At 70.4% G+C, this 19,037-nt stretch carries 16 protein-coding genes; 9 read left to right on the top strand and 7 right to left on the bottom strand.

Annotation, left to right across the window (positions count from 1 at the left end; genetic code table 11):
• Positions 1 to 25 precede the first annotated feature (25 nt).
• Positions 26 to 1,510 (bottom strand): MFS transporter, encoded by a 1,485-nt coding sequence (locus OH735_RS11460; protein WP_406381273.1) that lies wholly within the window; start codon positions 1,508 to 1,510, stop codon positions 26 to 28.
• Positions 1,511 to 1,580: 70 nt separating this feature from the next.
• Here OH735_RS11460 and dusB point away from each other — a divergent pair, with 70 nt between their 5' ends.
• The 3 genes from dusB (at position 1,581) to OH735_RS11445 (ending at position 6,974) form a co-directional block, all read left to right on the top strand.
• Entirely contained in the window at positions 1,581 to 2,729 is a 1,149-nt protein-coding gene (gene dusB / locus OH735_RS11455; RefSeq protein ID WP_406381272.1) for a tRNA dihydrouridine synthase DusB, read from the top strand.
• 744 nt (positions 2,730 to 3,473) lie between these two features.
• Entirely contained in the window at positions 3,474 to 6,185 is a 2,712-nt protein-coding gene (gene ppdK, locus OH735_RS11450; RefSeq protein WP_406381271.1) for a pyruvate, phosphate dikinase, read from the top strand.
• Positions 6,186 to 6,560: 375 nt separating this feature from the next.
• Positions 6,561 to 6,974: a VOC family protein gene (locus OH735_RS11445; RefSeq protein WP_406381270.1), complete on the top strand. Its 414-nt coding sequence runs from the start codon at positions 6,561 to 6,563 to the stop codon at positions 6,972 to 6,974.
• Positions 6,975 to 7,005: 31 nt separating this feature from the next.
• On the opposite strand, the gene OH735_RS11440 is transcribed toward OH735_RS11445, so the two are convergent.
• The gene (locus OH735_RS11440) at positions 7,006 to 7,935 is read right to left on the bottom strand and encodes an oxidoreductase (RefSeq protein ID WP_406381269.1); all 930 of its coding nucleotides are present in this window, start codon (positions 7,933 to 7,935) and stop codon (positions 7,006 to 7,008) included.
• 90 nt (positions 7,936 to 8,025) lie between these two features.
• Between OH735_RS11440 and OH735_RS11435 the strand changes: the two genes are divergently transcribed.
• Entirely contained in the window at positions 8,026 to 8,814 is a 789-nt protein-coding gene (locus OH735_RS11435) for a sulfite exporter TauE/SafE family protein (protein WP_406381268.1), read from the top strand.
• A 25-nt stretch (positions 8,815 to 8,839) separates the two neighbouring features.
• On the opposite strand, the gene OH735_RS11430 is transcribed toward OH735_RS11435, so the two are convergent.
• The 4 genes from OH735_RS11430 to OH735_RS11415 all read right to left on the bottom strand — a co-directional run bounded on the left by OH735_RS11430 (position 8,840) and on the right by OH735_RS11415 (position 12,132).
• A complete protein-coding gene (locus tag OH735_RS11430; protein ID WP_406381267.1) occupies positions 8,840 to 9,463 on the bottom strand; it encodes a class F sortase in 624 nt (207 codons plus the stop codon).
• A gap of 135 nt (positions 9,464 to 9,598) precedes the next feature.
• Complete coding sequence (locus OH735_RS11425; protein WP_406386954.1) at positions 9,599 to 10,333, bottom strand: hypothetical protein; 735 nt, start codon at positions 10,331 to 10,333, stop codon at positions 9,599 to 9,601.
• Positions 10,334 to 10,734: 401 nt separating this feature from the next.
• Positions 10,735 to 11,214, bottom strand: a complete 480-nt coding sequence (locus tag OH735_RS11420) for a DUF5990 family protein (protein ID WP_406381266.1) — start codon at positions 11,212 to 11,214, stop codon at positions 10,735 to 10,737.
• A 117-nt stretch (positions 11,215 to 11,331) separates the two neighbouring features.
• Positions 11,332 to 12,132, bottom strand: coding sequence for an aminotransferase class IV family protein (locus OH735_RS11415; protein WP_406381265.1), 801 nt, complete (start codon positions 12,130 to 12,132; stop codon positions 11,332 to 11,334).
• Between the two features lie 87 nt (positions 12,133 to 12,219).
• On the opposite strand from OH735_RS11415, the gene OH735_RS11410 reads away from it, so the two are divergent.
• Both OH735_RS11410 and cutA read left to right on the top strand, forming a co-directional pair.
• Positions 12,220 to 12,837, top strand: a complete 618-nt coding sequence (locus OH735_RS11410) for an NADPH-dependent FMN reductase (protein WP_406381264.1) — start codon at positions 12,220 to 12,222, stop codon at positions 12,835 to 12,837.
• An 84-nt stretch (positions 12,838 to 12,921) separates the two neighbouring features.
• Positions 12,922 to 13,263: a divalent-cation tolerance protein CutA gene (cutA, locus tag OH735_RS11405; protein ID WP_406381263.1), complete on the top strand. Its 342-nt coding sequence runs from the start codon at positions 12,922 to 12,924 to the stop codon at positions 13,261 to 13,263.
• A gap of 34 nt (positions 13,264 to 13,297) precedes the next feature.
• Here the strand turns inward: cutA and OH735_RS11400 are convergent, their stop codons facing one another.
• Positions 13,298 to 14,011, bottom strand: coding sequence for a vancomycin high temperature exclusion protein (locus OH735_RS11400; protein WP_406381262.1), 714 nt, complete (start codon positions 14,009 to 14,011; stop codon positions 13,298 to 13,300).
• Between the two features lie 173 nt (positions 14,012 to 14,184).
• Here OH735_RS11400 and OH735_RS11395 point away from each other — a divergent pair, with 173 nt between their 5' ends.
• The 3 genes from OH735_RS11395 (at position 14,185) to dnaG (ending at position 18,994) form a co-directional block, all read left to right on the top strand.
• Positions 14,185 to 15,531, top strand: a complete 1,347-nt coding sequence (locus OH735_RS11395) for a deoxyguanosinetriphosphate triphosphohydrolase (RefSeq protein ID WP_406381261.1) — start codon at positions 14,185 to 14,187, stop codon at positions 15,529 to 15,531.
• Positions 15,532 to 15,741: 210 nt separating this feature from the next.
• A complete protein-coding gene (locus OH735_RS11390; RefSeq protein WP_406381260.1) occupies positions 15,742 to 17,001 on the top strand; it encodes an NAD(P)/FAD-dependent oxidoreductase in 1,260 nt (419 codons plus the stop codon).
• Positions 17,002 to 17,086: 85 nt separating this feature from the next.
• The gene (gene dnaG / locus OH735_RS11385; protein WP_406381259.1) at positions 17,087 to 18,994 is read left to right on the top strand and encodes a DNA primase; all 1,908 of its coding nucleotides are present in this window, start codon (positions 17,087 to 17,089) and stop codon (positions 18,992 to 18,994) included.
• Positions 18,995 to 19,037: the final 43 nt, after the last annotated feature.

The raw sequence follows: 19,037 nt of genomic DNA, 5'->3' as shown, positions 1-19,037 counted from the left end.
CGCCCCGGCGGCGGCCGCTCCGTCTTCACACCCTGGAGCTCGCCGACGCCTGATCCTCGGCAGCGACGCCCGCCGACGCCTCCAGGCGCTCCGCGGTGCGGCGCGCCGTCTCCCGCGCCCAGCGCCCGCTGGTCAGCGCACCCACGAGCAGGACGGACAGCCCGCACCCGCTGATGATCCACCAGGCGGGCTTGCTCGCGTCCACGAACGCGGTCGCGTACGCGGCGCTACGCGGGGACCCGGTACCGGCCACGCCCGCCGCCAGCACCGCACCGATCACGGCGACCCCGAGCGTCCCGCCGACCTGTCGGCTGGTCGAGGCGACCGCCGCCGCCACCCCGGCCTGCGAGCGGGGCATCCCGGAGACGGCCGTGTTGGTGATCGGCGCGTTCACCATGCCGAAGCCGAGGCCGAACAGCACGTAGCCCGTGAACAGCAGCGCGTTGTCCGTCTCCGCGTCGAGCGCGGCGAACATCAGCCCGCACGCCGTCATGGCCACCCCCGCCACGAGCAGCGGGAGCCGCGGCCCCCGGCTGCCGACCAGCCGCCCGGACAGCGGGGCGCAGACAAAGGTCAGGGCCGCCATCGGCAGCATGTAGAGCCCGGCGTGCAAGGCGCTCAGACCGCGCACGTTCTGCAGATACAGCGTGTTGAGGAAGAGGAATCCGCTCAGCGCGGCGAAGGCGCAGACCGCTATGACGGTGGCCCCGCTGAACGGGGCGCTGTGGAAGAAGCGCAGATCGATCAGGGGCTCGGCACGCCGCGGCTCGTACAGCAGCAGCCCGATCAGGGAGCACCCGGCGAGCGCGACGAACAGCAGGATCCGCGGCGAGTCCCAGCCCTCCGAGGGCGCCTCGATGATCGCGTACGTCAGTGAACCGAGCAGCGCGATCACCAGCAGCTGCCCCACGGGGTCGGGGCGGCGCGGCTTCGGGGCGCGCGACTCGGGGACGTACCGCCAGGTGAGCAGCAGCGCGAGGAGACCGACCGGCAGATTGATCCAGAAGATCGACCGCCAGCCGACCGAGTCCACCAGCAGACCGCCGATCACCGGGCCCGCCGCCATGGAGATGCCGACGACACCGCCCCACACCCCGATGGCGCGGGCCCGCTCGCGCGGATCGGTGAAGGTGTTGGTGATGATCGACATCGCGACGGGATTCAGCATCGAGCCGCCTACCGCCTGCACCATCCGGAACGCCACCAGCGACTCAAGGTTCGGTGCCAGGGAGCAGAGGACCGAGCCGAGGGTGAAGAGGACGAGCCCGATCTTGAAGATCTTCCGGCGCCCGATCCGGTCGGCGGTGGAGCCCGCGAGCATCAGCAGCGATGCGAGGACGAGGGTGTAGGCGTCGATCGTCCACTGCATGCCCGCCATGGTGGCGTGCAGTTCCTCCTGCATGGACGGCAGGGCGACATTGAGGACGGTGTTGTCGAGGCTGACGATCAGCAGGCTCATACAGCAGATCGCCAGTACCAGCTGCCGTCGGCGGGGGCTCAGCTCGGGCATACATGGATAGTACGGTTAACTAACGAACTCTGCTGGCGGGCCGCTCCGCGCCGTACGCGACAATGGAGCAATGACCACGCTCGCCCCCTCGCTCCCGCAGCTCCGGATAGGCCCGCACACGGTGCAGCCGCCGGTGGTGCTCGCCCCCATGGCCGGCATCACCAACGCCCCGTTCCGCACCCTGTGCCGGGAGTTCTCCGGCGGCAAGGGGCTGTTCGTCAGCGAGATGATCACCACCCGGGCGCTGGTCGAACGCAACGAGAAGACCATGCAGCTCATCCACTTCGACGCGAGCGAGACCCCGCGCTCGATCCAGCTGTACGGAGTGGACCCGGTCACCGTCGGCAAGGCCGTCCGCATGATCGTCGACGAGAACCTCGCCGACCACATCGACCTGAATTTCGGCTGCCCGGTCCCCAAGGTGACCCGCAAGGGCGGCGGCTCGGCGCTCCCGTACAAGCGGCCGCTGCTGCGCGCGATCCTCAACCAGGCGGTCTCCAACGCGGGTGACCTGCCGGTCACGATCAAGATGCGCAAGGGCATCGACGACGACCACATCACCTATCTCGACGCGGGCCGGATCGCGGTGGAGGAGGGCGTCACGGCCGTCGCCCTGCACGGCAGGACGGCCGCCCAGCACTACGGCGGCACCGCCGACTGGGACGCCATCGCCCGCCTCAAGGAGCACGTCCCGGAGATCCCCGTCCTCGGCAACGGCGACATCTGGTGCGCGGACGACGCCCGCCGGATGATGCGCGAGACCGGCTGCGACGGCGTGGTCGTCGGGCGTGGCTGCCTGGGCCGCCCCTGGCTGTTCGGTGACCTGGTGAGCGCCTTCGAGGGCACCCGGACGCGGCAGGCGCCGGGGCTCCGGAAGGTCGCCGATGTGATGCTGCGGCACGCGACGCTGCTGGGGGAGTGGATCGGTGACGAGACGCGTGGCGTGATCGACTTCCGCAAGCATGTCGCCTGGTACCTCAAGGGCTTCTCGGTCGGTTCGGAGATGCGCAAGAAGCTGGCGGTCACCTCGTCGCTGGAGGAGCTGGGCGGGCAATTGCAGGAGCTGGACCTGGACCAGCCGTGGCCGGACGGCGCCGACGGGCCGCGCGGACGCACCTCGGGCAACAACCGGGTGGTCCTGCCGGACGGCTGGCTGAAAGACCCCTACGACTGCGCGGGCGTCGGCGCGGACGCGGAGCTGGACACCTCGGGCGGCTGACTGGCTGCCCCCGGGTTCTTCCCGGGCCCCGAAGAGCCGCACAGGCTCTTCGGGGCCCTTTTCATGCCCTTCCGGGCCTCCGGGGCCCTTTCCGCCCATCCGGGGCCACTTCCGGGCCTCCGGGCCCCTTTTCGGCCCCACAGGGCCTCTTTCGATCCTCCGGACCCCGCCCGGAGCGCACGCGACACAGGCACCGCGTGCCGCCTCATGTGCATTGCTCATCTGAGCGTCATATCTGGCCGGGTTCGGCGATATTCGGCCATGGGTGAGTCTCGATAGGTCCGCATCGGGCCTCGCGCGGCCGCATCTGGTCACGCTCGGCTGTGCATCGATGATCAACACGTGACCAGCGGGCGCCCTTCGTGCGTCCGAATGGTGACATCTGAGCGCCGCTCGTAGAGTGATTCTCGCCACCTTGAGAGGCGAGGTGCTCAGATGAGCGCAAATTTAAGGGCTGCATTTCTCAAATGATGGCACTGGGTGCCAATGGGCTCCATTTTGATCGATCGATGCTTCTGATGCTCTGTGTGATCGATCAGCGGGAATTCGGTTGCGCTGAGTGCTTATTCATTCAAGAAATGAAGGCATTCCCTCGATCGAGGGACGGACCATGTCACTTTTGATCTGCTGGCGGACGGGTGGTTGCGGCCGCACGACGCGCAAGTGGACGTACCCAGACACCTTCGATCTGGGTATGTTCCTCGCCGTCAGGGCAGCCACCGCGTCGTCGAGGAGTCGAGACTCGTGTCGGAAAACGAAGACCTTCAGAAGTTCGTCTACGACTTCACCGAGGGCAACAAGGATCTGAAGGACCTCCTCGGCGGGAAGGGTGCCAACCTCGCCGAGATGACCAATCTCGGGCTCCCCGTCCCTCCGGGCTTCACCATCACCACCGAGGCGTGCAAGGTCTACCTCGACAGTGGCGAGGAGCCGGCGGAGCTCCGGGACGAGGTCAGCGCGCACCTCGACGCCCTTGAGGCGCGGATGGGCAAGAAGCTCGGCCAGGCCGACGACCCGCTGCTGGTCTCCGTCCGCTCCGGCGCCAAGTTCTCGATGCCCGGCATGATGGACACGGTCCTCAACATCGGCCTCTCCGACGCCTCCGTCGTCGGCCTCGTCGCCCAGTCCGGCGACGAGCGGTTCGCCTGGGACTCCTACCGCCGCCTCATCCAGATGTTCGGCAAGACCGTCCTCGGGGTCGACGGCGACCTCTTCGAGGAGGCGCTGGAGGCGGCGAAGGAGGCCAAGGGCGTCACCGTCGACGTGGATCTCGACGCGGCCGACCTGAAGAAGCTGGTCAAGCAGTTCAAGAAGATCGTCTCGCGGGACGCCGGACGTGACTTCCCGCAGGACCCGCGCGAGCAGATGGACCTGGCCATAAAGGCCGTCTTCGACTCGTGGAACACCGACCGGGCCAAGCTCTACCGCCGCCAGGAGCGCATCCCCGGCGACCTCGGCACGGCCGTCAACGTCTGCTCGATGGTGTTCGGCAACCTCGGTCCCGACTCCGGTACGGGCGTCGCCTTCACCCGTGACCCGGCCAGCGGGCACCAGGGCGTCTACGGCGACTACCTGCAGAACGCACAGGGCGAGGACGTCGTCGCCGGCATCCGCAACACCGTGCCGCTCGCCGAGCTGGAGTCGATCGACAAGAAGTCGTACGACCAGCTGATGCAGATCATGGAAACCCTCGAAACGCACTACAAGGACCTGTGCGACATCGAGTTCACCATCGAGCGCGGCCAGCTGTGGATGCTCCAGACCCGGGTCGGCAAGCGCACCGCCGGTGCCGCCTTCCGGATCGCGACGCAGCTCGTCGACCAGGGCCTGATCGACGAGGCCGAGGCGCTCCAGCGGGTCAACGGGGCGCAGCTGGCGCAGCTGATGTTCCCGCGCTTCGACGACGACGCGAAGACCGAACTGCTCGGCCGCGGCATCGCCGCCTCGCCGGGCGCCGCGGTCGGCAAGGCCGTCTTCGACTCGTACACAGCGGTCAAGTGGTCCCGGTCCGGCGAGAAGGTCATCCTCATCCGCCGCGAGACCAACCCCGACGACCTCGACGGCATGATCGCGGCCGAGGGCATCCTGACCTCGCGCGGTGGCAAGACCTCGCACGCCGCCGTCGTCGCCCGCGGCATGGGCAAGACCTGTGTCTGCGGCGCCGAGGACCTGGAGGTCGACACCAAGCGCCGCCGGATGACGGTGGGCGGCCGGGTCATCGAGGAGGGCGACGTCGTCTCCATCGACGGCTCCACCGGCAAGGTCTATCTCGGTGAGGTCCCCGTCGTGCCGTCCCCGGTCGTCGAGTACTTCGAGGGCCGGATGCACGCGGGCGCCGACGACGCCGACGAACTGGTCGCCGCCGTGCACCGGATCATGGCGTACGCGGACCGGGTGCGCCGGCTGCGGGTGCGGGCCAACGCCGACAACGCCGAGGACGCGCTGCGGGCCCGCCGCTTCGGTGCCCAGGGCATCGGCCTGTGCCGCACCGAGCACATGTTCCTCGGCGAGCGCCGCGAGATGGTGGAGAAGCTGATCCTCGCGGACACCGACGCCGAGCGCGAGACCGCGCTGGAGGAGCTGCTTCCGCTCCAGCGGGCCGACTTCATCGAGCTGTTCGAGGCGATGGACGGACTGCCCGTCACCGTACGGCTGCTCGACCCGCCGCTGCACGAGTTCCTGCCCGACATCACCGAGCTCTCGGTGCGGGTCGCGCTCGCCGAGTCCCGCAAGGACGCCAACGAGAACGACCTGCGCCTGCTCCAGGCCGTGCACAGACTGCACGAGCAGAACCCGATGCTCGGTCTGCGCGGGGTCCGTCTCGGTCTCGTCATCCCCGGCCTGTTCGCCATGCAGGTACGGGCGATCGCCGAGGCCGCGGCCGAGCGCAAGAACGCCAAGGGCGATCCGCGCGCCGAGATCATGATTCCGCTCGTCGGCACGGTCCAGGAGCTGGAGATCGTCCGCGAGGAGGCCGACCAGGTCATCGCCGAGGTCGAGGCCGCCACCGGTACCCGGCTGAAGCTGACCATCGGCACGATGATCGAGCTGCCGCGCGCCGCGCTGACCGCAGGCCAGATCGCCGAGGCCGCACAGTTCTTCTCCTTCGGCACGAACGACCTGACGCAGACGGTGTGGGGCTTTTCCCGCGACGACGTGGAGGCCTCGTTCTTCACCGCGTACCTGGAGAAGGGCATCTTCGGGGTGTCGCCGTTCGAGACGATCGACAAGGACGGCGTCGGCTCGCTGGTCCGCAGCGCCGTCGAGGCCGGCCGGGCGACCCGCCCGGACCTGAAGCTCGGCGTCTGCGGCGAGCACGGCGGCGACCCGGAGTCGGTGCACTTCTTCCACGAGGTGGGCCTGGATTACGTGTCCTGTTCCCCGTTCCGTATCCCCGTCGCCCGCCTGGAGGCGGGCCGGGCGGCGGCCGACTCGACCGGCAGCGACAGCCGCTGACCCGGCATCCGGCCCCCTGACCCCGGAGCCGCCGTCGGATCACTCGTACCCCCATCGATCCGACGGCGGCTCCGGAACTCTGAGGCGGCGGCACCCCGCGCGGGGTGCCGCCGCCTCCGTTTCGTTCTGGGGAAAAAAGTTGTTCGACGTTGTGCCTTTTCCTGTTCACTACGCAAAGTTCGTTCACCCCCCGCTTACCCCCGCCGGGTACGGAGCCGCACCGTCGCGTTTGTAGAGCTTTCCGGGGCGGCGCGCCGCTCGCCCTGTCCTGACCCTCCGAGACGGACAATCTCCTCGCCGGTACCGATGAGTTCCGCGCAGCCCCGCCGTCTACCTGTCGTAAAACGTTCGAACACCAGAGAGAACGGAACGGCCATGCCTCAGATGATCTTCGTGAACCTGCCGGTCAAGAACCTCGAGACGACCAAGACCTTCTTCGGCAAGCTCGGCTTCTCCTGCAACCCGCAGTTCAGCGACGAGAACACCGCGTGTCTCGTCATCAGCGACACCATCTTCGCCATGCTCCTCACGGAGCCCCGCTTCAAGGAGTTCACCAAGAAGGAGATCGCCGACTCCTCGAAGTCCACCGAGGTCATCCTCGCGCTCAGCGCCGAGAGCCGCGAGAAGGTGGACGAGCTGGTGGACACCGCCCTCGCCTCCGGGGGATCGCCCGCCAGCGAGCCGGTGGACTACGGCCACATGTACGGCCGCTCCTTCCAGGACCCGGACCACCACATCTGGGAGGTCGTGTGGATGGACCCGGCCGCCGTCGAGGGTCAGCAGTCCTGAACGCGCCGATGAGCGGTGGCGTATCCGGTCCTCAGGCCGTGAGCACCGGATACGTCACCCCCGTGAGCTGCTCGGACGCCACCCAGAGCCGCTCGCTCGCCACATCGTTCAGCGTCCAGCCCGCCCGCCAGGACGGGGCCGGCGCACCGCGCCAGCCCAGCAGCCGCGGGCCGGTGAACGAGTCGGGCCGCACGCCGGGCGCGGTGGCCGCGTACAGGGTGGGCAGCGCACCGGACGACGCGGGCTGCGCGACGAGCCGGTTGCCGAGCCGGAACACCAGGTCCGCCGCCTTGCGGTTCTCCATCCGGACGCCCGCCGTCTGCAGATTGGTCGCCGCGTAACCCGGGTGCGCCGCCGCGGCCACCACCTCGCGACCGGCGGCCGCGAGGCGCCGCGCCAGCTCGTGGACGAAGAGCAGATTGGCGGTCTTCGAGCGGCCGTAGGCGATCCAACGGCGGTAGTTCCGCTCGCTGTTGAGATCTCCCATGTCGATGTTGGACAGGGCGTGCATACCGCTGGAGACGCTCACCACGCGCGCCCCGGGGGTGCCGAGGAGCTTCGGGAGCAGCAGCCCGGCGAGGGCGAAGTGCCCCAGGTGGTTGACGCCGAACTGCCTCTCGAAGCCGTCCGCCGTCTTCCCGTAAGGAAGGGCCATCACACCCGCGTTGTTGATCAGCAGATCGATCCGGTCGGGCGTGTGCTCCGCCGCGCACGCGCGTACGGAGTCCAGATCGGCCAGATCGAGCGGTACGAACTCCACGTCAGCGCCGGTCACGGCCGTCCGGATGCGGGACGCGGCCTCCTTGCCGCGCGACTCGTCACGGCAGGCGAGCAGCACGCGCGCGCCGTGCCGGGCCAGTTCCCGCGCCGTGACCAGCCCGATGCCGCTGTTGGCTCCGGTGACCAGGGCCGTACGGCCGCTCTGGTCGGGGATGTCGCTCGCGTTCCAGCCCTGGCTCATGGGCCCAGCGTACGGCCGCGGCGCGCGAGGGGAACGCGCCGGGCGGAACCGGTTGGACGAGGCACGTATCGCGTCCTTAAGGTCGCGATCATGCCTGACATAGCACTCACCACACTGGTCATCCTCTGCCTCGCGGCCGCCGCGGCGGGCTGGATCGACGCGGTGGTCGGCGGCGGCGGACTGCTCCTGCTGCCCGCCCTGCTGCTGGGACTGCCCCATGCCCCGGCCGCGCAGGTACTCGGCACCAACAAGGCGGTCGCGATCGTCGGTACGACGGGCGCCGCCGTGACGTACGTGCGCAAGACGCCGGTCAAGGTCGGGACGGCCCTGCGGATCGGGCTCGCGGCGCTGGCCGGCTCGATGGCCGGGGCGTTCTTCGCGGCCGGGATCAGCAGCGAGGTGCTGCGTCCGGTGATCATGGTCGTGCTGCTGGCGGTGGCGGCGTTCGTGATGCTGCGGCCCTCGTTCGGCAGCACGGCGGACGACGGTACGCGGCGCCAGGTCACCCGGGCGCGCACCGTCACCGCGATCGTGCTCGTCGGCGGCGGCATCGGCTTCTACGACGGGCTGTTCGGCCCCGGCACCGGAACGTTCCTCGTTCTGGCACTGACCGCGGTGCTGCACCTCGACCTGGTGACGGCGTCGGCCACCGCCAAGATCGTCAACGTCTGCACCAACGGCGGGGCGCTGGCGATGTTCGCGTACCAGGGCAGCGTGCTGTGGCAACTGGCCGCGCTGATGGCGGTCTTCAACCTGGCGGGCGGGCTGATCGGGGCGCGGATGGCGCTCCGGAAGGGCAGCGAGTTCGTCCGCGGCGTCCTGCTGGTCGTGGTGTTCTCACTGGTCGCGAAGCTGGGGTTCGACCAGTGGACGGCGTGAACGGCGCGCTCCGGGCGCGCCGGGTTCACCGCACCGCGGTGAGATGCGCGTACGCCACCACATTGCCCCGGTAACCCGTGGCCTTCGAGAATCCGCCGCCGCAGGTGATCAGCCGCAGGGAGGCGTAGGGCGAGGCGCCGTACACCCGCTTGTCGGGAAACCGGTCGCTCTCGTAGACCTCGATCCCGTCGAGGGAGAAGACGGCGGTGCGCCCGTCCTGGCGGACCACCTCGACCGTGCTGCCCTTCTGCAGGGTCCCCAGGTCGTAGAAGACCGACCGGCCCTGCGCGTTGTCGACATGGCCGGCGACGATCGCGCTGCCCTTGGAGCCCGGGGGAGTGCCGTCCCGGTACCAGCCGACGACGTTACGGTTCCCGGCCGGCGGCACGTCGAGGCTGCCGTCGGCCCCGAGCCCCAGCCGCATCACCGGGGCGTCCACCCGGATGCTCGGGATCCGGATGCGCACGGGCGCCGAGGGCTTCAGCGGTTCGGCGAGCGGAGACCCCGGCTGCGGCTCCGGGCCCGCGGCGAAGCCCTGCGCGGTGGTCGGCTGGGGCGGGACCAGTTGGGTGCCGGCGCCGTGCCGGATCAGCCAGACACCGGCCAGCGCCGCGATGACCAGCAGCCAGCCCTTGGCCTTCTGGGACACGGTCGTCCTCCGGGTGACGAAGCGCGGACGGGAGGGGTACGGGGACGGGTTCGGGTACGGGAGCAGTCCCGTCCCGGTGGCCGCGCGGCCACCGGGACGGGAACCTGGCGGTACGGAGACGTGAATCTGTCTCCGTCAGCCGGCCTCCTGCGTGCCGCTCGCCCGGCGACGCAGGAGCCAGGCTCCGCCGACGGCGGCCGCGGCGAGTACGCCGGCGCCCGCCGCGATCTGGGAGGTGTCGGACCGGACACTGCCGCCGACGCCTGTTTTGACGTGCCCGCTGGGGCCGGTGGGCACGGACGAGTCGTCGCGTCCGGACGACGAGCTGTCACGTCCGGATGACGAGTTGTCACGTCCGGACGACGACGAGTTGTCGTGCCCCGAGGACGAGTTGTCGCGTTCGGACGAGGAGTCGTCACGCCCGGACGAGGACGAGTTGTCGCGTCCGGATGAGGAGTTGTCGCGGCCCGAGGAGTTGTCGCGCCCGGACGAGCTGTCGTGCCTGCCCGAGCCTCCCTCGTCCTCGGACGGGTTCCGGTTCCCGTTCCCGTTCCCGCGCTCGTTGGAGCCCTGGTCCCTGGAGGGGGTGTTGAGCCCGGAAAAGGCGTTGAGCCCGCCGACGGAGTCGAGCAGTGAGGGGACGTTGAGGCCGAAGGGGTTGTTGCTGCCGGACCCGGACGGGTTGTCCCCGTTGTCCCCGTCGCCGCCCTGTGCAAGCGGGCCGTCGACGGTCCGTGGCGCGGCCGCCGAGACGACCCGCAGCGTGCCGGAATCGCCCGCGTACGCGGGCTGCCCGGCGGTGAAGAGACCGAGCGCGGCTATGGTGATTGCGGAAGCCGCGGTACCGGTCACTGGGCGGGCAGGACGCATGGGGTTCCTCCGGCAATGGCGCGAGTAGGTGTGTCCTGACCACGAGCTAACGGGCCGGCCGTCGTCCATGCCTGCTGACACCAAGTCAGCTTTCACCCGAACGGCTCGGCGTGCCCTCCTTGCCAAGATGCATGTGCGCAGGTCACAGCCGTGATCGAAGCGAGCGTGACCGGCATCTCACCGTCCGGTGCCGATCGGGTGACGCCATCCCGGAGGAGAGTGGCGCACATCACATGCATGACTTCGTGGGGGTCGGGCACACGCCTGAAACCCCCCACGGGACGGTGCAGCAGGCCGCCCCCGGCCGCCGCCCCCACCGGCCCCATCCCCCCTGGTTCCGGTGGGGGCGGTTCTGCGCCGGAAGCCCAGCGGCGTGACGTTCCCGCAACCGCGCGGCGCTCTCAGGGCGCGCGGTGTTCCCGGGACGGCGCGGCGGCGGACCATTCGACGACCGGCGGCCGCACCCTGGCGCAGAGCGGCTGCCCCTTGGCATCGGAGAGAGGCAGCCGTGCGGTGAGATGCCCCGAGCGCACGGCGGCTTCGAGCACGGCCGTATCGATGTCGCCCAGCATCAGCTTGGCCCGCCGGAACATGGTGAAGACGCCGTCCTCGTCGACCGTCCCCCAGGACAGATAGACGAAGCGGCCGCCCAGCCGGTTCTGCACGTAGGGCCCCTTGATCTCGACACCGTCCCCGGCGGGGGTCACCGTGCAGTGCAGGGTCCACGAGGCCGACGGGGCGTCACCCCGGTGCCGGCCGAGCAGTTCGCCCGGCCTGTCCTTGCGCTGCACGGCCACATGGATGTTGTGGGCGCCGGGGAAATCGCTGTCGGGCCCGCAGGTGAGGCCGGGGAGACGAGAGCCTTCGATGTGGATCAGCATGACTCCATGCTCCTCCCTCCCTCGGACACCGGGCGGCCCGCGTGACACCGGGGGCTCGGTCGGCGGAGCAAGATCACGTCACTTCCGACGGAGGGCGGCCCGCGTGACGCCGGGGGCTCAGACCGTGTCCCACGGCGCGCTGTCGTACGCCTGCCCGATGCGCTGCATCAGTTCCTCGTCCACCGTGAACTCGATGTCGTCGATCCGCCGGACCGGCGCGATGCCCTGCGAGTTGGTGAGGAACGCCGAACGGTACCCGGCCAGCCCGTCCAGCGTCACCGGACGCCGTACGGACTCCAGCCCCGCGCCGGGCAGTTGCCGCTCCAGCAGTGCCATGGTGATGCCGAGCAGCGCAGGGGCGGCGGGCCGGACGACCGAAGTGCCGTCCCAGAAACCGATGTTGGTGATCGCCCCCTCCGTCACCGTACCGTCCGGCAGGGTCAGCAGGGCCTCGTCGAAACCCGCGCGTGCGGCGAGCCGGGCGTAGTACGTCTGGCCGAACTCGCCCGGACGCTTGATGTGCGGCACGGTCCGGGCGTACGGGACGGACATCAGACCGTGCGGCTCGGTGGACTTCCGCGCCGGCCCACGCACCGTGACCATGACGGTCGTCTCCGTATCGCCCGGCGGCAGGAAGCCGTACACCCGGGTCGAGGCGTCCCGTACCCCGGCACTGTCCAGGGCGTGCCGGATCAGCTCGCGGATCCGCTCCCCGTCCAGCGCGCGTTCGAACAGCTCCTGGTTCGCCGCGTCCAGCCGGGCCAGATGCAGGTCGAGGCCGCGCACCTTGCCGTCCCTGACCTGCATGGCCGTGAAATGGCCGTAGTTCAGGAAGGCGGGAATCCGCAGATCCGCCTCGGTGGCCGGGTGCCCGTTGAACTCGGCGTACGGAAAGGGCGCGGGTGGGGGAGTGGTCATGCCATCCACCGTATGCCGCGACCGCCGACGACGGCCCCGGCGGACCGGGCTTGACCTCAACCATGGTTGACGTATGAACCTCTCCGCATGGACCTCACCACAGCCCCCGCATCCACTACCGCCTCCGCCGCGCCCCTGAAGGTCGCGGTCGTCCTCGCCAGCAATCGCGAGGGACGCTTCGCCCCCGTCGTCTCCGACTGGCTCCTCTCGCGCACCGCCGGTCACCCCGGCATCGAGACCGATCTGATCGACATCGCGGAACTCGACCTGCCGAACGCCCTCTCCCACCGGCCCGACGCCGAAGCACTGGCCCGACTCGCGGTCGTGTCACCCAGGTTGGCGGCGGCCGATGCCTTCGTCGTCGTCACCCCCGAGTACAACCACTCGTACCCGGCGCCGCTGAAGAACCTCATCGACTGGCACCACGCCGAGTGGCAGGCCAAACCCGTCGCCTTCGTCTCGTACGGCGGAGTCTCCGGCGGCCTGCGCGCCGTCGAGCACCTCCGGCAGGTCTTCGCGGAGCTGCACGCCGTCGGCATCCGCGACACCGTGTCGTTCCACAACGCGGGCGCCCTGTTCGACGACGAGGGCAGGCACAAGGACCCCACGGGCTGCGACGCGGCGGCCAAGAACCTGCTCGACCAGCTGGTCTGGTGGGGACGCGCGCTGCGCGACGCCAAGGCCGTCCGTCCGTACGGCGTCTGACACCGGGCACTGCGCCGCGCAGCGATGCCCCCGACAATCGAAAGACACCCAGTGACCCAGTGACCCACACCGAGGAGCCCGAAGGTGACGACGCCGCCGGCATGGCTGACCGTACTGACCACGACCGACAGCGAGGAGAAGGCCCATTCCCTGGCGCAGGGCGCGGTGGAGGCGCGGCTCGCCGCCTGCGTACAGATCTCCGCGCCCGTCACCTCGGTCTACCGCTGGCAGAACGCCATCGAGACCACCGAGGAGTGGCAGCTGCTGCTCAAGACGACGGCCGAGCGGTACGACGAACTGGAGGCGCATCTCCTGGCGGCGCACGACTACGAAACCCCCGAGGTCATCGCGATGCCGGTGGTACGGGGCAGCGCCCGCTATCTCGACTGGGTCGCGGCCGAGACCGCCCCGGTCGCCCCTCTGTAGAACCGGCACTCTTCAGAGCCGGCCCCCGCGGCCGTCAGCGCCCGTCCGCCGCCAGGGCCTTTTCGATCCCGGGCTCCTCGGGGCCCAGGAAGTGCGGGTCCGGCTTGAAGACGGCGTCCAGTGCCGCCTTCCCCGCCGCGAACACCTCCCGTGTCCCGCCGTAGTACCAGGTCGCATCGTGTACGGCGTCGACGCCGACGCCGTACGCGTCGATCCCCGCGGTCCGGCACAGCGCGATCGCCCGCCGGATGTGGAACCCCTGGCTCACCAGCACCGCGCGGTCGATCCCGAAGATCTTCTTGGCCCGGACGCACGAGTCCCAGGTGTCGAAGCCGGCGAAGTCGCTCACGATCCGCTCGTCCGGCACGCCGTGCGCCCTGAGATACGTGCGCATGGCGTCCGGCTCGTCGTACTCCTTGCGGCTGTTGTCACCGGTCACGAGCACGACCTTCACCTTCCCGTCCCGGTACAGCTCGGCGGCGGCCTCGAGCCGGTTCGCGAGATACAGCGACGGCTTGCCCTGCCAGAGCCCGGCCCCGAACACCATGGCGACCTGCTGCGCGGGCGCGTCCGCGGTCGTCCCGACCCGGGCGTCGGCGACGGAGTACATGCAGGTCGCGGGCGTCAGCGCCACCACGCAGGCGACCATCACCCCCTGCACGGCCCGCCGCTGCCCGCGCCGCGTCCGCGGCCACCGCGGCCGAAACCGCCCGAGCCGCCTCAGCCGTCCCGGCTGCTTCTCCCGCATGGGTGTCCCCCTGTTCCCGCTGGTCCCGCCCTGTCCACGCTGTTCCACTTCATCGGACGACCGACGGGGAGAAAGGGTTCTCCATCTCCCCATTTCGTTGATTTCGTTCGGTGGACGACGGAGTCGGCACCGGCTGAGCCGTCCTGTCGGTCCGGCCGTTTACTGTCGGAACCATGGACGGTACGCAGGATTCCCAGTGCACCTACGACACCCACGGCCCCCATGGTGCTCAGGACCACGGCTCGGCCCCCTACCGTGCCGCCGACGCCGAGCGCTGGGACACCGAGCCGGACAAACGGCCCGGGCGTACCGCGTTCCAGCGGGACCGCGCCCGGGTCCTGCACTCCGCCGCACTGCGCCGGCTCGCCGGGAAGACCCAGGTCGTCACCCCCGGCACCCGCAGCAACGCCTGGGACGCCAGCCCGCGGACCCGGCTCACCCACTCCCTGGAATGCGCCCAGGTCGGCCGCGAGCTCGGGGCGGCGCTCGGCTGCGACCCCGATCTGGTCGAGACGGCCTGCCTGGCCCACGACCTGGGCCACCCGCCGTTCGGACACAACGGGGAGCAGGCGCTCAACGACTTCGCGTCGGACTGCGGGGGCTTCGAGGGGAACGCACAGTCGCTGCGCCTGCTGACCCGGCTCGAACCGAAGCGGTTCGTGCCCGACACCCGGACCGGCGAGCTGGTCAGCGTCGGACTCAACCTGACCCGTGCCGCGCTGGACGCCGCCACCAAGTACCCGTGGCCGCGCGGCGGCCACCCCACCGACCCCGGCTCGCCGAAATTCGGGGTGTACGAGGACGACCTGCCCGTCTTCGAGTGGGCCCGGCACGGCGCCCCGAAGGACCGCAAGTGCTTCGAGGCCCAGGTCATGGACTGGTCCGACGACGTCGCGTACTCGGTGCACGACTTCGAGGACGGGCTGCACGCCGGGCACATCGACCCCAACTGCCTCTACGCCGAGCCCGAGCGGAACGCGATCTGGGCGGTCGCCATCGGCCGCTACGTCCCGGCGGACACCGACCCCGCGGAGCTGGCCGACGCCCTGGACCGGCTCATCGCCCAGGGCTGGTGGCCGCACGGCTACGACGGATCCGCCGTCGCCCAGGCCCGGCTGAAGGACGCCACGAGCCAGCTGATCGGCCGGTTCTGCCTCGCGGCCGAGACCGGCACCCGGCAGAGGTACGGGACGGGCCGGCTGATCCGGTACGAGGCCGAACTCGTCGTCCCCCGCGAGGCACGCAACGAGTGCGCCGTCCTCAAGGCGGTCGCCGACCGGTACGTCATGCAGCGCGCCGAGCAGGAGGCGATCCGCGCCGACCAGCGGATCGTCATCGCGGAACTGGCCGCCGCGCTGACCGCACGCGCCCCGGAAGGGCTGGAGCCGCAGTTCCGGGCGCTGTTCGACGCCGCCTCCGGGGACCGGGCCCGCAAGCGGGTCCTCGTCGACCAGATCGCCGCCCTGACCGACGCCTCGGCGCGTTCCCTGCACGCATCCCTCACCGCACGCCGCCGCTGACCTCCGGCCCCGTCCACGCGGCTGGACCACGGCCGAGTACGGCCGAGTACGACCGCGTACGCCCCGCGGCCACCGCCTCCCGGCCTCGTCCGCGGGCCTGTCCGCGACCACTGGGTGTGACCTGATCGGTGTACACCCTCTTTCGCCATCACGCTGCGTGCGGGACGCTCGCAGTCGGGCCCCGCGCAGCAAGCACCGAGGAGGCATCACGTGGTCGACGCACATCGGACGTTCGTCATCGTCGGCGGAGGACTGGCAGGAGCGAAGGCGGCCGAGACGCTCCGGGCGGAGGGTTTCAGCGGCCGGGTGATCCTTCTCGGCGATGAACGCGACCATCCGTACGAACGGCCGCCGCTCTCCAAGGGCTATCTGTCCGGCAAGGAGGAACGGGACAGCGTCTTCGTCCACGAGCCGGCCTGGTACGCGGGCGCCGACATCGAGCTCCATCTGGGCCAGCCCGTCACCGTCCTCGACCGGGAGGGCCGCTCCGTACAGCTCGGCGACGGCACGGTCGTCCACTACGACAAGCTGCTGCTCGCCACCGGGGCCGAGCCGCGCCGCCTCCCCATTCCGGGCACGGACCTGGCCGGCGTCCACCATCTGCGCCGCCTCGCCCACGCCGACCGGCTGCGCAACGTACTGACCTCCCTCGGCCGCGACAACGGCCATCTGGTGATCGCCGGAGCCGGCTGGATCGGTCTGGAGGTCGCGGCGGCGGCGCGCGAGTACGGCGCCGAGGTCACCGTCGTCGAACCGGAGCCGACCCCGTTGCACCAGGTCGTCGGCCCCGAACTGGGCCAGATCTTCACCGATCTGCACAGCGACCACGGTGTCCGCTTCCACTTCGGTGTCCACCTCACCGAGATCATCGGCCAGGACGGCCTGGTCCTCGCGGTCCGCACCGACGACGGCGAGGAGTACCCCGCCCACGACGTGCTCGCCGCGATCGGCGCCGCCCCCCGCACCGGTCTCGCCGAAGCCGCCGGGCTCGCCATGGCCGCGCGCAAGGACGGCGGCGGCATCGCCGTCGACGCCTCGCTGCGCACCTGTGACCCGCACATCTTCGCGGCCGGGGACGTCGCCAACGTGGCCCATCCGCTGCTCGGCGCCCGGCTGCGCGTGGAGCACTGGGCGAACGCGCTGAACAGCGGCCCGGCCGCGGCCCGCGCCATGCTCGGTCAGGAGGTCAGCTATGACCGGGTGCCGTACTTCTTCTCCGACCAGTACGACCTCGGCCTCGAATACTCGGGCTGGGCGCCGCCGGGCAGTTACGACCAGGTGGTCATCCGCGGCGACGCGGGGAAGCGCGAGTTCATCGCCTTCTGGCTGAAGGACCGCAAGGTGCTGGCCGGGATGAACGTCAACGTGTGGGACGTCACCGAAGCCGTGCAGGAGGTGATCCGGTCCGGCAGGCAGATCGACCCCGAGGCACTGGCGGACCCGTCGGTTCCGCTGACCTCCCTGGCCTGAACGGAGCCGGGCCGCGCCCCGCCGGGTTCCACGGATCACATCGGCGCGCGGCACGGCTGTCCTACCCCACCCGTAGACTTCACCCGTGGCAGGCAGGATCAATGACGACGATGTGAAGGCGGTACGGGACGCGGTCCCGATCGACGCCGTCGTTTCCGAGTATCTCCAGCTGCGCAACGCGGGCGGTGGCAACCTCAAGGGCCTCTGCCCGTTCCACGACGAGAAGTCCCCCTCCTTCCAGGTCAGCCCGAGCAAGGGTCTCTTCCACTGCTTCGGCTGCCAGGAGGGCGGCGACACGATCGCCTTCGTGATGAAGATCGACCATCTCTCGTTCTCCGAGACGGTCGAGCGGCTCGCCGCCAAGGCGGGCATCACCCTGCGGTACGAGGAGGGCGGCTACAACCCCTCCCACCAGCGCGGTGAGCGGATCCGGCTGGTCGAGGCGCACAAGGTGGCCGCCCAGTTCTACGTGGAGCAGCTGGACGGCCCCGAGGCCGAGATCGGCCGGAAGTTCCTCGCCGAGCGCGGCTTCGACCAGGCGGCGGCCGCCCATTTCGGCGTCGGCTACAGCCCGGCGGGCTGGGACCACCTCACCCGCTATCTGCGCGGCAAGGGCTTCAGCGACAAGGAGCTGATCGCCTCCGGCATCTCCCAGGACGGCAGGCGCGGCCCGATCGACCGCTTCCGCGGCCGGCTGATGTGGCCGATCAGCGACACCTCCGGCGAGGTCGTCGGCTTCGGCGCCCGCAAGCTGCGCGACGACGACAACGGACCGAAGTACCTCAACACCCCCGAGACCGCGATCTACAAGAAGTCCCAGGTGCTCTACGGCATCGACCTGGCGAAGAAGGACATCGCGAAGGCCAGCCGGGCCGTGGTCGTCGAGGGCTACACCGACGTGATGGCCTGCCATCTCGCCGGGGTCACCACCGCGATCGCCACCTGCGGCACGGCCTTCGGCGGCGACCACATCAAGATCCTGCGCCGCCTCCTGATGGACAACGGAAGCGCCCGGGTGATCTTCACGTTCGACGGTGACGCGGCCGGTCAGAAGGCCGCGCTGCGCGCCTTCGAGGACGACCAGAAGTTCGCGGCAGAGACGTACATCGCGATCGCCCCCGACAACATGGACCCGTGCGATCTGCGCCTGGCCAAGGGCGACGAGGCCGTCCGCGATCTGGTCGAACCCCGCACGCCGCTCTTCGAGTTCGCGCTCCGCCAGATCGTCGGCCGGTACGACCTGGAGACCCCGGCGGGCCGCGCCGCCGCGCTCGACGAGGCGGCGTCCGTCGTCGCCAAGATCAAGACGGGCAGTATGCAGCGCGAGGTCGCCGTCCAACTGGCCGGCTTCGTCGGCATCCTGGACCAGGAGTACGTCGTGCACCGGGTCAACCAGCTCGCCCAGTGGGCCCGTGGGCGGGGCGACCGGCGAGGACCGGATCCGGCCTCCTCCCGCCCCGGCGCTCAGCCCCAGCAGGTCCGGGCCCCCGCCGCCCCCTTTGGCCCCGCGCTCAACCTCCGCAGCCCGGCGCACCGCACCGAGCGCGAGCTGCTCAAGCTCGCCCTGCAGCGGCCCGTCCTGGTCTCCCCGGCCTTCGACGCCTACGGGGTCGACGAGTTCACCGCCCCGCCGTACGCCGCGGTCCGGCAGTGCATCGCGGAGGCGGGCGGCGCGGAGCTGGGCGTCCCCGACACCCGCGAGTACCTCGTCCAGGTGCTCGACGCGACCCCCAACGACACGGTGCGCAAGCTGGTCACCGAACTGGCGGTCGAGGTCTTCCACGGCAAGTCCATCGACGAGGCGTACGCGGGCGAGCATCTGGTCAAGGTCCGCCTGCGCGCCGTGGACCGCCGGATCAACGACGTCCAGGGCAGCCTCGCCCGCCTCGGCAGCAATGTCGCCCCGGATCATCTGGCGGCCGCGCAGAACGAGGTCTGGGTCCTCCAGCAGTACGCCCAGTCCCTGCGCAACAACGGCGCCGACGCGCTCTGAAGCGAGGCTTCCGCGCGCCCCGTGGCCGTGCAGGCATGCCGGG

Origin of the sequence: Streptomyces sp. NBC_01618 (genome assembly GCF_045209435.1) — a bacterium.
Taxonomy (GTDB): Bacteria; Actinomycetota; Actinomycetes; order Streptomycetales; family Streptomycetaceae; genus Streptomyces.
Note: the sequence above shows the minus strand (reverse complement) of the source record. Positions and strands in the feature narration are given on the sequence as shown.

Coding starts and splice junctions, on each gene's coding strand:
- OH735_RS11460 (WP_406381273.1), bottom strand. CDS start 1,510: ATGCCCGAGCTGAGCCCCCGCCGACGGCAGCTGGTACTGGCGATCTGC.
- dusB (WP_406381272.1), top strand. CDS start 1,581: ATGACCACGCTCGCCCCCTCGCTCCCGCAGCTCCGGATAGGCCCGCAC.
- OH735_RS11445 (WP_406381270.1), top strand. CDS start 6,561: ATGCCTCAGATGATCTTCGTGAACCTGCCGGTCAAGAACCTCGAGACG.
- OH735_RS11440 (WP_406381269.1), bottom strand. CDS start 7,935: ATGAGCCAGGGCTGGAACGCGAGCGACATCCCCGACCAGAGCGGCCGT.
- OH735_RS11435 (WP_406381268.1), top strand. CDS start 8,026: ATGCCTGACATAGCACTCACCACACTGGTCATCCTCTGCCTCGCGGCC.
- OH735_RS11425 (WP_406386954.1), bottom strand. CDS start 10,333: ATGCGTCCTGCCCGCCCAGTGACCGGTACCGCGGCTTCCGCAATCACC.
- OH735_RS11420 (WP_406381266.1), bottom strand. CDS start 11,214: ATGCTGATCCACATCGAAGGCTCTCGTCTCCCCGGCCTCACCTGCGGG.
- OH735_RS11415 (WP_406381265.1), bottom strand. CDS start 12,132: ATGACCACTCCCCCACCCGCGCCCTTTCCGTACGCCGAGTTCAACGGG.
- OH735_RS11410 (WP_406381264.1), top strand. CDS start 12,220: ATGGACCTCACCACAGCCCCCGCATCCACTACCGCCTCCGCCGCGCCC.
- OH735_RS11400 (WP_406381262.1), bottom strand. CDS start 14,011: ATGCGGGAGAAGCAGCCGGGACGGCTGAGGCGGCTCGGGCGGTTTCGG.
- OH735_RS11395 (WP_406381261.1), top strand. CDS start 14,185: ATGGACGGTACGCAGGATTCCCAGTGCACCTACGACACCCACGGCCCC.